The sequence below is a fragment of the Enterococcus sp. DIV0682 genome (assembly GCF_051712685.1).
GTDB classification, from domain to species: domain Bacteria; phylum Bacillota; class Bacilli; order Lactobacillales; family Enterococcaceae; genus Enterococcus; species Enterococcus faecalis.
The window spans coordinates 2,107,880-2,121,059 of record NZ_JBIOPK010000001.1; the positions used below are offsets into that span (position 1 = coordinate 2,107,880).

Below are 13,180 nucleotides of genomic sequence, written 5' to 3' on the forward strand. Positions count from 1 at the left end.
TTCACAAGTATGAAAATCTTTTTACGGCAAAACATTTCCCGCTGCACGATAAATATCGTACCAATCTTCGCGACTAATCACAATGTCTGCTGCTTTAGCAATTTCTTCAATTCTACCAAGATTCATACTTCCTGCGATGACCTGCATATTAGCAGGGTGGCGCAGAATCCAGCTGCTGGCTAAACCAGTTGGCGTTGTTTGATATTTTTCAGCCAATTCGCTTAATTTTTGATTTAACTCAGGGAATTTTTCATTTCCAATAAAGACACCTTCAAAATAACCATATTGGTACGGTGACCATGCTTGAATAGTCATTTGTTTCAACCGTGAATAATCTAAAATACCATGATCATAATCAATGCTTCCTGATATTTCCATATTTGTTTGTAAGCCTTGATCCACCATGCCAGTATGCTTGATGCCAAATTGTAATTGATTGGCTAATAATGGTTGTTTAACAGCTGTTTTTAAAAGTTCAATTTGTCCTGGCGTTTGGTTACTTACACCAAAATAGCGAACTTTCCCTTGTTTTTCTAATAAATGAAAAGCCTCAGCTACTTCTTCTGGTTCCACTAAAGTATCTGGACGATGCAATAATAATGCATCGACTGAATCTACACCTAAACGCTGTAAACTCCCTTCGACCGCTTCTAAAATATGAGCTTTTGAAAAGTCAAAAAAGCCTTGACGAATCCCACATTTTGTTTGTATAAAAATATCTTCACGACGAATGGTACTTTCTTTTAAGGCCTTACCAAAAATGGTTTCGCAGTCGCCGCCACCATAAATGTCGGCGTGATCAAAAAATGTAATGCCATGATCATAAGCAGTTTCAATTACCTGTTGAGGATTTTCAGCACCATTTAAGCGCATACATCCTAAGATAACCGAAGAAACTGTTTCGTCACTTGTACCAAATTGCAGTTGTTTCATTTTAATATCCTCCTCATCCATTCCTCTTACTTCTTCATTTTAACACTATTTAGACAAAATTGGACTTCTTACGATAGATTCGCTTCGACTTTTTCAAAAAAAGCAGGAGATAATTCCTCTGGCAAATAAACAACTGTCTCAGAAGAAAGCGCTACGTTCATCTGAAACAAATGATTGACAATTAAGAGATGTGCTTGGTGAAGTTGATGCGTTGGTTTTCCATGAATAATTGTAATATTCTTTTTTTCACTGAAATAGCTTTTTATAGATTGTCCCAACGCTTGTTCCTTTTCTGGAGGAAAGTCCGTCAATAGGCAAATAATATATTTTTTTTCATATAAAATCGGGTTAAATAAATCTAGGATGTGATAAAAATAGCAACTCGTCAATTCCCGTTCTTTTACTGAAGTAAAGACTGGATATAGGCGCTTTAAAAGCCTAATTAGTTTTTGTAATCTGTGCCAAGTTTGATGATAACGTACAGCGAGTGTTTGTTCCTGTTTATGAGCTGGCAACCATGCTTGTCCGTCTAATAAACTATTCATATGCGTACTTAAAAATCGACATAAATGAATTTCTTGATAATTAAAATGATGTTGTGTAAAATTTCTCCTAATTTCTTTCATAATAAAAATAGCTGTTTTTAAGCATAAACTTTCTATTTTCATTTGCTCATGAATAAAATACTTTCGCGCTCTCTTGCCAAAACAACCACCAAAATGTGCTTCAAGAATCACAAATAACGCTTTTTGTTCTTTAAGAGACATAAAAGAAGTGCTCAACACTTCCAGACGAAATAAATAAAAAAAAGCACTTGTTTGTTGAAATAAATTAGCATTTGGCACTGAAATTTCATGCCCGCCTCTATATCGTTTCTCCCAAATATAAATTAGCCAACTAAGATGATTCTGTTGTGCTACATTTAAATCCAACTCAAAAAAGGTAATGATTTTCCGAGTCATTTCTCTGTTTTCTTCCAGACAGCTTTCTTGAAAAAACAAATAAAAACAAAGGATTAACTGTCGAATTTGCCATTCATTGCCAGTTAAATCGTAATGTTTTTGACGTACAATAATATCAAAATTAACTAGCCAACGTCGAATATTAGAAAGTTTCTTCCGAAGAGTTGATTCCTGTAATCCCAATACCTGGGTCAATTGCGCATAATTGATTCGCTCTTCAATTAGACAACGTAAAATATAAAATTCGGGAATAAAATAACAAAATTTTTGTCTAAATCGAGCCAAGCCACAAACGCATAATTCACGATATTTTACAATTCCTTTGGTCGTTGTATAAATCTTACAAAGCCCTTCTATCTTATACGTTTCCTGCTTTTTTTCAAAACGTTGAATGTAACAATGGATGGTTTTGTCGCTCACCTTTAGTTTTTCTGCAGCCATCAAAACAGAAAATGTCTGCTCTTGTTGCAGTAAATCCAACAATTCCAACATATTTTTATGTTCAAAAGACAATAATTCCTTGAAATCCATATATCGTCCCCTTTCACTCCCTTGTTATAAGAATACGTCAAATAAGGCAAAAATTTTTTTAAGAAGAAAAAAATAGAGAACAAAAAGTATTGATTACTTTCCGCTCTCTACAATTATATCGAATTATTTTTTTGAAATATGCAGTGTCATAGCATTTGCTGCTACAATAATTGTACTTAATGACATCAAGACAGCACCTACAGCTGGATTTAAAACAATCCCAATTGGTGCAAGAACCCCAGCCGCTAAAGGAATGGCGACAATATTGTACCCAGCTCCCCACCAAAGATTTTGGATCATTTTACGTCGTGTTTGTTTGGCTAAATCTAAGAACCTTAAAATATCTTTAGGATCACTATCCGTCAGTACAACATCTGCCGAATCAATCGCTACATCTGTACCAGCGCCTATCGCAATGCCGATTGAAGCACGGGCTAAACTTGGTGCATCGTTAATACCGTCTCCTACCATCATGACCTGATGCCCCTCAGTAAGATACTGTTGCACAATTTTTTCTTTATCTTCTGGTAAGAGCTCTGCGTAGTATTCCTTCATTCCTAAATAATTAGCAACTGCACTGGCAGCTGTTTGATTATCCCCTGTTAACATGACTGGCGTAATTCCTTGCGCTTGTAACTCTGCAATAAATGTTTTAGCTTCTGGTTTGACTTTATCTCCTAAAGCAAGCAGTGCGACTAATTGACCAGCGATGATTAAATAGCTCAAGGTATTTCCTTGCTCTTGATAGTTTGTTTTAATTGTTTCATCGAAGGTTAACTGTAACCGTGCAACTTCTTTTTCATTGACTATTTTGACTTCTTGGTTTTGAACAGTAGCAACCAGTCCTACGCCTGATAAAGCTTGCAGATTATGGGCTTCATAAGGTTGAACGGCTTGTTTATTTAAATAGTTCATGATTCCAATTGCCAACGGATGATTTGCATTTTTTTCCAATGCCCCAATATATTTAAGTGCTTCTTCTCTAGTAAACTGCTTACTCATTAATTCTAAGCCAGTAACTGTAAATTGTCCTTCTGTTAAAGTTCCAGTTTTATCCAGCAACACATATTCAACCTTATTGGCTTGTTCTAATGCATTCCGATTTTTTAAAAGTAAGCCATTTTTAGCAGCAATGGAGGTACTTCTAGCAATCACTAAAGGAATTGCTAAGCCTAACGCATGGGGACAGGCAATAATAAAAACTGTAACCATTCGTTCAAATGCTAGAGACAAATCTTTCGTTACGAGTAACCAACCGATAAATGCTAACACACCTACGAATAAGGCAATATAGAATAACCACTTGGCTACACGGTCTGAAATGGATTCTAGTTTTGATTTTTCCGACTGCGCTTGTTTAACCATCTCCATAACTTTTGACAGGTAACTATTTTCACCCGTGCCAGTTACCGAAATTTCAATCATTCCGTTGCCATTGACAGCTCCACCAATCACGGAGTCGCCAATGTTTTTTTCTACTGTTTTTGATTCCCCTGTAACCATCGATTCGTCGACTGTTGTGCTTCCTTTCAAAATTTTACCGTCTGTCGGAATTTTATCTCCCGAACGAACAATCAAGCGATCGCCTTCTTGAACATCTTGCAAAGGAATTTCTTCTTCCCCATGTTCAGTCATTCGCTTGACTGTGTCAGGCAACAGTTCAGCCATTTTTTTCAAGGCATCACCAGCATTAGAAATAGCATTCATTTCAATCCAATGGCCTAAAAGCATAATAACAATCAGAGTGGCTAATTCCCAGAAAAAGTCCATCACGTGGGCCTGATTCGTAAAATGATTCATGTAAAACGCATATAGGCTGTAAAAATATGATACCGAAATCCCCATCGCAATTAACGTCATCATTGCTGGACTCTTTTGCTGTAATTCCATTTTAGCGCCACTTAAAAATGGTTGTCCACCATAAAAAAATAGCACAGTTGCTAAAATTAAGACCAACCAATCAGAACCTGGAAAAGTAAATTGAAAAGGTAATTGAAAACCCATCATTGGTGAAAGAACAATAATCGGAATAGCTAAAATCAATGACAGCCAGAATTTTTGTTTAAAATTCCCCATATGCATTGAATGGTCCATTCCCTTCATTCCTTCATGTTGGTGTGACATAGCCATTTGTTCATGCGCCATATCATGATTCATGTGATTCATTTTATCGTGGGACATTGTTGGCTGTTTTTCCTGATGTTGTTCATGATTATGTTTTGCTGACATATGATCCCTTCTCTTCTTAAGTATTTTCATCTTAAGCATAGCACAAGATGAAAATTGTTAGAAATAATTACTTTTTTTAGTTTAGAAAAAAAAAGAGCCGAATTTTGCGTATGTATATTTTAAGAACACCTTATCCTCATATTTATTACAAAAGGAGTGTTTCAATGAAAATTACTACAAAGCAAGTCGGGGCGCGCATGCGTGAAGCTCGAAAAAAGAAGAAGTACACTTTACGTTATTTAGCCAATAAAATTGGTCTATCTAGTGGAAGTACAATTAGTAACTGGGAATTAGGTTTGAATTTACCCAATAAACGATACTTAAAAAAAATCGCTAAAGCCTGTGACACAACAGTAGATTGGCTACTTTATGGTGATTTCGATCGATTTGTGCGCCAGCTATTAAAAGAAAATTTTCAAAATAAACAACTACTAAAACCACCTTTTTTTACTCAGTTGATGGTACGTTTATCTGAAGAACAGCTATCCTATCACGATTCATTAAAAATTATGATTCAAGCGCAAAAGTTACAGCAGTCCTTTTATGCTTTTCCTTTAACAGTAGAAGCCCCCTCTCATTCCCAAGAGAGTATTTCTATTTATGAACCAACAACTGCAGAAGAACAGTCTGACCAATCTTATTATCATCCGTTTATTTTGTCAGAACTCCATGAATTATTTACACATTCTCAAAATCCAGAATTGGATTATTCTCTGATTATCGCTTTTCTTCCTTTGTTAAAAGTAGATCAATTAACTGAACCTCAAAAAGAAGTCTTACTGGCCATCTTTAAGCGGATGAATTCCTTTAAAGACCAAACGCTTTTAAATGAATTCTTTGTGGAATTACAGTATTTACTCTGATTCTACAAAAAAGATTGAGCCATGTATCTCAAGGACTTAGGCTCAATCTTTTAGTTAAATTTCTTCTATTTATGAACGATTCTTTCGTTCGACTAAGTGCGTTTTCCGTTGTGGGCCAATGATTAAAGGAACGGATTCATATTTGACTTCACTGTATTCCAAGCCAAACCAACTTTCAGGAGAGGTAGTTAAGTTTTTGATAGCTAATTTTGCCTGCATAATTTGTCGATCCCATTTTTTCAGTTCAGAAACGTTAGATAATTCTTCTTGAATTAATACAAATTGGAAATCGCCAACTTCTCTCCCTGGCGTTAATGAATAACGTTGTGGCTGTTTTGGCAAGCGGCCTGTTTTCATCAAGTCATGAACAATTTGTCTTAAATATACATTCACTTCTTGAGAAATATGGAAGCCTAAATATAGCTGAACTTGCACAATAAAATCAGTCCCTAACATATCAACAGAATACTCTTGAGTAAAGGGTTCATCTGTTACCTGAACATTAACAAACCAATAAACATTCGCTCGTTTTGGCTGTTTGTCCAAAATCGAATAAATAATATTACGATTAATTTCGCCGTCCACTCGATCGGAGGTTAAAAAGACCACGTTGGTTTGATACATTGGTACAGATGTATCTTCTTTCAAAGCTTTAAGTTGTGGTACATATTTTTCCAACGACACTTGTTCCGCCGTTGCTTCTTTAATCTCGTTGCCGCGTTCCCAAATAATCATGATGCATAACAAGAAGACTGCCATTCCCACAGCAACATATCCACCATGGAAAAACTTCGCAGCACTTGAAAAGAAAAAGACAACTTCAATGGCAGCAAAGAACAAGGAAATTAGATACGCAGACCAAGCTGGAATTTTATCCAAAAGATAAAACAACAATAAAATGGTTGTCATCAACATCGTAATCGTAATCGATAGACCATACGCAGCTTCCATGTGTGTCGATGTTCTAAAAGCCAGCACGATTGCTGAACAAGCTAACCATAAAATTAAATTCACCGCTGGAATATACATTTGACCGATATTACTCCCAGGATAAATAATTTTAAGTCTTGGTAATAACTTCAATTTAATCGCTTCAGAAACTAAAGTATACGAACCTGATATTAACGCTTGCGAAGCAATCACTGCGGCGATTGTTGCAAAAACAACGCCAAATACAAGAATACCTCGTGGAATCATTTGGAAAAATGGGTTAATTTCAGCTAATGCCTGCATTTCAGGGTTTTCTTTGACCGTTAACAACCACGCAGCTTGCCCTAAATAATTAAGAATCAAACAAATCTTAATATACGGCCAGCTAATGCGGATATTCATTTTTCCTACATGCCCTAAATCAGAATATAAAGCTTCAGCACCAGTTGTAGCCAAGAAAATATTCCCTAAAATAAATAGACCTAATTTATTTTCTGGACTGACTAGTAATTGCAAAGCATAATATGGATTTAATGCACGAATAACCGTCCAATCTTGGCTAAAATTCATTAAACCAATGATGCCTAAAAAAGTAAACCACAAGAACATAATCGGCCCAAAAGCTTTCCCGACCAATTCTGTTCCAAATCGTTGAACAGAAAAAAGAATTAAAATAATCGTCAACGTAATAACCACTATAATCGTTTGGTCATTGCCAAAACGTTCAAAAAATGCTGGAATCCCCCGTAAGCCTTCAATCGCTGTCGTCACTGTCACAGCCGGGGTCAAAACGCCATCAGCCAGTAAAGCGGCGCCGCCAATCATTGCGGGAATAATCAAATACTTACTTTTTTTACGAACCAATGTATAAAGAGAGAAAATCCCACCTTCTCCATGGTTATCAGCATTTAAAGCAATAACAACATATTTAATCGTGGTTAAGATAGTCAATGTCCAAAAAATTAACGAGACCGAACCTAAAATAAACGATTCAGAAACCCGTGCCAAGCCACCATTATCTCCTACAATGGCTTTCATTACATATAAAGGGCTCGTTCCAATATCTCCATAGACAACGCCCATGGCAACTAAGATCCCTGCCATCGTAAATTTCCGACGATCAAACCCCTCTGCTTTGTGTAACACAATACTTTCCTCCTACAAAAGAAATGACTTCGTTTAGTTTAACCAACAGCTCCATAAAAACTTTTAAAACTCTTTATTATATAACGTTTTATATATCTTTTTCATTAGTCAAAAAGCGCTTTTTGACTAACGATGCTACTCACTATAATACGTTTTAAATCGTTTAGCAAGTCTTTTTATTAGAGAATGTTCATCTTAGATAAGAAACCCACCTATTTTGAAAAAAGGAAAATCAAAAATAAGTGGGGCAGCAGTCGAAACGACTGCTGCCCCACTTGCTAACTATTAAGATAATTTTCTGAACAAAAGTAGCTTCTTTTATTCCTGTTAAATTTAAATCACTTCTTCTTCCTCTTCAACTTCAGAGAAATGGAACTTAATCATTTCATTGACGAAAATTGGCACAAAGGATAGGAAAATTGCTAACATCCAATGATTTAAACTAATATGCACTAATCCAAATAGTTCTTGTGTGAATGGTAATAAAGCAATGGTTGTGGTAATTAGTAATGCTAAAACGACCATTTCAAAGAGCGACTTGTTGCTTGATAATTTTACACGGAAAACAGAGTTCGCACTACGAACATTAAAGACATGTAAGATAGAGGAATAAGCTAAGATTAAAAATGCCACTGTTTGTCCAACTTCATAGCTGTTTGAAACATAGGCTGAAACACCTGGTACAAAAGCACCTAGGTAAAAACCAAACAAAGTAATGACTGTGAACACTGCTGCATTAATCCCAATCTTTTGCCATAAGCCTCGTGCAAAAATCCCTTCGTTTTTAGGGATTGGTGCCTCATCCATAATTCCTTTTTCCGCTGGTTCTTTTCCTAATGCAAAACCAGGTAACCCATCTGCGACCACGTTAACAAACAACAGTTGAACTGCAGTAAATGGTGCACCCCAACCAAGTAACATGGCAATTAAAACAATAAAAATCTCAGAAATATTACAGCTTAACAAGAAGTTAATGGCTTTACGAATATTTCGGTACACGGCACGTCCTTGTGCAACCGCATCAACAATAGTTGCAAAGTTATCGTCCGTCAAAATCATATCTGAAGCGCCTTGGGCCACATCTGTTCCAGTAATCCCCATTGCGCAACCGACATCACTAGCTTTCAAGGCTGGCGCATCATTCACGCCATCTCCGGTCATTGCTACAACAGCGCCAGAACGTTGCCATGATTGAACAATTCGAATTTTATCTTCAGGGGTTACACGTGCATAAACGGATAAATCTTTAACACGTTTATCTAATTCTTCATCACTCATTTTTTTCAGTTCTGAACCAGATAAGGCTTCACTTTTATCTTTTAAAATTCCTAATTCTTTAGCAATTGCACTGGCTGTTACCACGTGATCACCAGTAATCATGACTGTTTTAATTCCAGCTTTTTTCGCACGAGCAATGGCGCCCTTACTTTCTGGACGTGGTGGATCAATCATGCCAATTAAGCCTAACAAGCGAAGATTTTTTTCTAAAGCCTCTGATGTAATTTCCTTGGGTGGTTCATCATATACGGCATAACCGACAGCAATAACTCGTAACGCTCGTTTTCCGAAACGATCATTAACAATAGCCGCTTGATCGACATCTCCGAAACCAAAACGTGGTAGTAACACATCAAAGGCTCCTTTAGTAATTGAGATGTACTTTTTCCCCCATTGATGGACCGTAGTCATCATTTTTCGTTCTGAATCAAAGGGAATTTCACCAATACGAGGATATTTTTCTTCAAGTTCTTCTTTAGTATGATAATTTTCTTCGACAGCACGAACAATTGCCGCTTCTGTCGGATTCCCTGTAACAGTTAGTTCATCGCCTTCTTTTTCCACAATGACATCTGTACATAAAGCAGCCATTTTCAATACTTCCATGGCTTCATCGGTCATGGCATCTTCCGTATCCGTTACTTCATCACCACGATGCCATACTCGGCGGACGCGCATTTTATTTTGTGTCAGTGTTCCTGTCTTATCAGAACAGATAACATTCGCAGTTCCTAGCGTTTCTACTGCTGGCAATCGACGAATAATCGCATGTTTCTTAGCCATTTTTTGAACACCATATGCTAAGGTTAACGTTACAATCACGGTTAGTGTTTCTGGTACAGCTGCCACCGCTAAGGAAACGGCTGTCATAAACATTTCAAGAAGCGGTTCTCCTTGCAGTTCACCAATAATGAAAACAATTGCCGCAGCCCCTAAGGCTAACAAACTAATACGTTTGCCTAATTGATTCAAGCGTTTTTGTAATGGTGTTTTTTGCTGATCGCTGTTATTCAGTAACCCAGCAATTTTACCCATTTCCGTATTCATTCCTGTTGCAGTTACTACTGCTCGTCCGCGGCCATTCACAACGGTACAGCCTTTGAAAATCATATTTATTTGATCTCCTAAGCCATCATCGTCATGCCCCACGTATGTAGGATCTTTTTCAACAGGTTCACTTTCACCTGTTAGTGCTGACTCTTCTACGCGCATTTGAGAAGCTTGAATAAGTCGTGCATCGGCTGTAATCATTGAACCAGCTTCAAGAACTAGAACATCTCCTACTACTAGTTCTTCAGCATCGACTTCGATTACCTTGCCATCTCGTAAGACTGCACTACTTTGCTTGTTCATGTCTTGTAAAGCCGCCAGAGATTTTTCAGCATTTCCTTCTTGAACAATGGCCAAAACAGCATTGATAATCACAATTGCAATAATTAAGATTCCTTCAAAATATTCGCCATGTTCTGTTACGATTGCTGTATAAAACGAAATTGCCGCAGCAACTAATAAAATAATCGTCGTAAAATCAGATAAACTGTGAATGAATTTCTTTAACACAGAATCCTTCTTAGCCTCTTCAAATTGATTGCGGCCATTTTCTTTCAGCCGTTGTTGGGCCTCTTGTTGTGTTAAACCAGTTTCAGTATTGACTGAAACTTCTTTTGTGACAGTATCGACAGTTTGCTTGTAAGCTTCCATCCTATTCCCCCTCTAATTTTTTCTTCCTATATAATAGTGTCTCTATTAAATATAACATGATTTTTTTTGAACACGCAACTTTTTTCATCTTTGGCTTAGCGTTCTCTCATATGTCCAGAAAAAACTGGTATTTTCGTTGTTGCTACAGCAATGTTTCTATTTGATTATGGGAATTTTATGAAAAAAGAAACGAATTCAGCCAAAAAGCAATGGACATTTTTTTCATTTTGTCTGATAAAAAATAGTTTATTTCTATATATTCAACACAAAAACAACAAAAAATACAATGTTATTTAGTTCGCACAATTATTTATTTTACATGTTATAAAATAACCAGAAAAATATTATATTTAATCTTATTAATAAGTGTTATAACTTGCAAACGCTTCCAAAAGGTGCTATTCTTTAAGTGTAAGGAGGACATGCAAATCAATTGGTTGAAGATTTTCTCAGTAGATAAAAATCGGTAAACTCAAAGTTGTTAGAATTGCAAGATTCACCTGTAAACAATACGTGTAGAGTAATTGTTAGTGATAACTCGTATCGGAAAATAGGGAAAGGTTATAGAAGGATGGAGTTTCTATAAAGCATTTACCCTATCTGTTATCACCTAACGCAAGTTATCCACCATCCAAGCGTCGAAACTGTATGAAAACAAGGTTTTAGTTTCACCACATCACGTTCACCTTTTGCTTTACATGTATCGCGAAATGTAAACACTTATTCAACCAATTGATGTCTTCCCGTTAACAAGGCCGAGCTTAAATTTAAGCTCGGTTTTTTCTTTTAGGCAATAAAATATATTTGTATCAAATAATCATATGTGTTATATTCAAGGTGCACATTCTATTTTATCTTCTTTTAAAGGAGGGAATGCTATGCGAAAAAAGAAAAAATCTTCGTTTGAAAGTTCAATTCATGTTTATCGTGCTATGGCTCGTATGACCCAGCAAGATTTGGCCAATCGAGTCGGTGTCTCTCGACAAACAATTATTCAACTGGAACGAAACAAGTACAATCCTTCATTACTTCTTGCGCATGACATCGCGAACGTCTTTGGCGTAACCATTGATGATGTGTTCACCTTCAAAGAAACACTGAATGACGATGTAGAACAAGAAGCCTAAACAGTATAAGCTGTACTTAACAAGACAATTTTTCTGATTGTACTTGGAGTTGCCGAGGTACAACTTAGTACCGGCAATACGAAGAAAGCACTTCTTCGTATTGTTGTTTCAATAATTAATCTTTTCTTACATAAAAAAAGAACGGCGCAACCTTGGTTGCGTCGTTCTTTTTATTCTAAGATTGTCTACTAAGCATTTTTGCTCTAGTAGCGTTTTGGTTTCTAACTTTATTATTTACAGGGGAAGAAAAAATAAAGCACACCTTTACTGTGATTCCAAAAATCACGTGTTTATCATAATATATTTTTGTTTCAATCCCAAGTATTCTGCTCACAAAGTGTCGCTTATTTAATAAACATTGCATCGCCAAAACTAAAGAAACGATATTTTTCCTCAATTGCATGTTGGTAAGCAGCCAATGTTAAGTCTTTTCCTGCAAAGGCACTCACAAGCATCACTAACGTAGATTTTGGCAAATGAAAGTTCGTTGAAAAAGCCTCTACGACTTTAAATTGATACCCTGGTGTGATAAAAATATCGGTCCAGCCACTGTCAGCCTGGATTTCACCATTAAATTTTGTGCCAATTGTTTCCAACGTACGAATAGAAGTTGTTCCAACCGCAACAATCCGACCGCCTGCTTGGCGTACTTCATTTAGTTGCTTAGCCGCTTCTTCAGTTAAACGATAGAATTCGCTATGCATATGATGTTCTTCTATATTATCAACGCTCACGGGACGGAATGTTCCTAAACCGACATGTAAAGTTAAATAAACGAGATGAACACCTTTTGCTTTGATCTCTTCTAATAGTTCTTTTGTAAAATGCAAACCCGCTGTTGGTGCTGCAGCTGAACCATTTTCTTCAGCATAAACCGTTTGATAACGATCTGGGTCATCTAGACGTTCTTTGATATATGGCGGCAATGGCATTTCTCCTAACGATTCTAAAATTTCTAAGAAAATACCATCATATTTAAATTCAATGATTCGACCACCATGTTCCAACTCTTCTTTAACCACCGCTTTTAGGCGACCATCGCCAAATTGAATTTCCGTGCCGACTTTTGCACGTTTCGCGGGTTTAATCAAGGTTTCCCATGTATCGCCTTCTGTATTTGTTAAAAGTAAAACTTCCAAATGACCGCCTGTTTCAGGTTTTTCTCCATATAAACGGGCCGGCAGTACCCGGGTATTATTCATGACTAATGCATCCCCAGGCTGTAATTCATCAAGAATATCATGGAAATGTTTATCCTCCATGTCCCCTGTTTCTTTATTTACAACTAATAATCGTGAACTAGCGCGATCTTTTAGTGGGGTTTGAGCAATTAATTCTTCTGGTAAATCAAAATCAAAATCTTCTGTACTTAGCATTTCCGTCACTCTTTCTACTAGTTTTTATCTTGGTTATTCTAACACTTTTTCTTGTTTCTGGCTATGTCAGCCTTCTGAATCAAACTAAATAGTTGTCAAAAAAT

General features: G+C 36.6%; 8 protein-coding genes. 2 read left to right on the forward strand and 6 right to left on the reverse strand.

Going from position 1 to position 13,180, the window contains the following annotated elements; all coding sequences use genetic code 11:
• Positions 1-21 precede the first annotated feature (21 nt).
• From IGK96_RS10135 to IGK96_RS10145, 3 genes are all read right to left on the reverse strand, one after another.
• Positions 22-933, reverse strand: a complete 912-nt coding sequence (locus IGK96_RS10135) for an aldo/keto reductase (RefSeq protein WP_002355754.1) — start codon at positions 931-933, stop codon at positions 22-24.
• A 68-nt stretch (positions 934-1,001) separates the two neighbouring features.
• Positions 1,002-2,426, reverse strand: a complete 1,425-nt coding sequence (locus tag IGK96_RS10140) for a helix-turn-helix domain-containing protein (protein WP_010775661.1) — start codon at positions 2,424-2,426, stop codon at positions 1,002-1,004.
• A 123-nt stretch (positions 2,427-2,549) separates the two neighbouring features.
• Positions 2,550-4,694: a heavy metal translocating P-type ATPase gene (locus IGK96_RS10145; RefSeq protein WP_002361337.1), complete on the reverse strand. Its 2,145-nt coding sequence runs from the start codon at positions 4,692-4,694 to the stop codon at positions 2,550-2,552.
• Positions 4,695-4,819: 125 nt separating this feature from the next.
• On the opposite strand from IGK96_RS10145, the gene IGK96_RS10150 reads away from it, so the two are divergent.
• The gene (locus IGK96_RS10150) at positions 4,820-5,518 is read left to right on the forward strand and encodes a helix-turn-helix domain-containing protein (protein WP_002396538.1); all 699 of its coding nucleotides are present in this window, start codon (positions 4,820-4,822) and stop codon (positions 5,516-5,518) included.
• 69 nt (positions 5,519-5,587) lie between these two features.
• On the opposite strand, the gene IGK96_RS10155 is transcribed toward IGK96_RS10150, so the two are convergent.
• Together IGK96_RS10155 and IGK96_RS10160 are read right to left on the reverse strand one after the other, a co-directional pair.
• Positions 5,588-7,594 (reverse strand): KUP/HAK/KT family potassium transporter, encoded by a 2,007-nt coding sequence (locus tag IGK96_RS10155; protein WP_002381294.1) that lies wholly within the window; start codon positions 7,592-7,594, stop codon positions 5,588-5,590.
• A 333-nt stretch (positions 7,595-7,927) separates the two neighbouring features.
• Positions 7,928-10,573: a calcium-translocating P-type ATPase, PMCA-type gene (locus IGK96_RS10160; protein WP_002358801.1), complete on the reverse strand. Its 2,646-nt coding sequence runs from the start codon at positions 10,571-10,573 to the stop codon at positions 7,928-7,930.
• A gap of 821 nt (positions 10,574-11,394) precedes the next feature.
• Here IGK96_RS10160 and IGK96_RS10165 point away from each other — a divergent pair.
• The gene (locus IGK96_RS10165; protein ID WP_002355748.1) at positions 11,395-11,700 is read left to right on the forward strand and encodes a helix-turn-helix transcriptional regulator; all 306 of its coding nucleotides are present in this window, start codon (positions 11,395-11,397) and stop codon (positions 11,698-11,700) included.
• Between the two features lie 344 nt (positions 11,701-12,044).
• Here the strand turns inward: IGK96_RS10165 and queA are convergent, their stop codons facing one another.
• On the reverse strand, positions 12,045-13,076 hold the full coding sequence (gene queA / locus IGK96_RS10170) for a tRNA preQ1(34) S-adenosylmethionine ribosyltransferase-isomerase QueA (RefSeq protein ID WP_002355747.1): 1,032 nt from the start codon (positions 13,074-13,076) through the stop codon (positions 12,045-12,047).
• Positions 13,077-13,180 lie beyond the last annotated feature (104 nt).

What these genes read in the sequence shown, in the direction of transcription:
- IGK96_RS10135 (WP_002355754.1), bottom strand. Translation starts at nt 933, where the DNA reads ATGAAACAACTGCAATTTGGTACAAGTGACGAAACAGTTTCTTCGGTT.
- IGK96_RS10140 (WP_010775661.1), bottom strand. Translation starts at nt 2,426, where the DNA reads ATGGATTTCAAGGAATTATTGTCTTTTGAACATAAAAATATGTTGGAA.
- IGK96_RS10145 (WP_002361337.1), bottom strand. Translation starts at nt 4,694, where the DNA reads ATGCTTAAGATGAAAATACTTAAGAAGAGAAGGGATCATATGTCAGCA.
- IGK96_RS10150 (WP_002396538.1), top strand. Translation starts at nt 4,820, where the DNA reads ATGAAAATTACTACAAAGCAAGTCGGGGCGCGCATGCGTGAAGCTCGA.
- IGK96_RS10160 (WP_002358801.1), bottom strand. Translation starts at nt 10,573, where the DNA reads ATGGAAGCTTACAAGCAAACTGTCGATACTGTCACAAAAGAAGTTTCA.
- IGK96_RS10165 (WP_002355748.1), top strand. Translation starts at nt 11,395, where the DNA reads ATGTGTTATATTCAAGGTGCACATTCTATTTTATCTTCTTTTAAAGGA.
- queA (WP_002355747.1), bottom strand. Translation starts at nt 13,076, where the DNA reads ATGCTAAGTACAGAAGATTTTGATTTTGATTTACCAGAAGAATTAATT.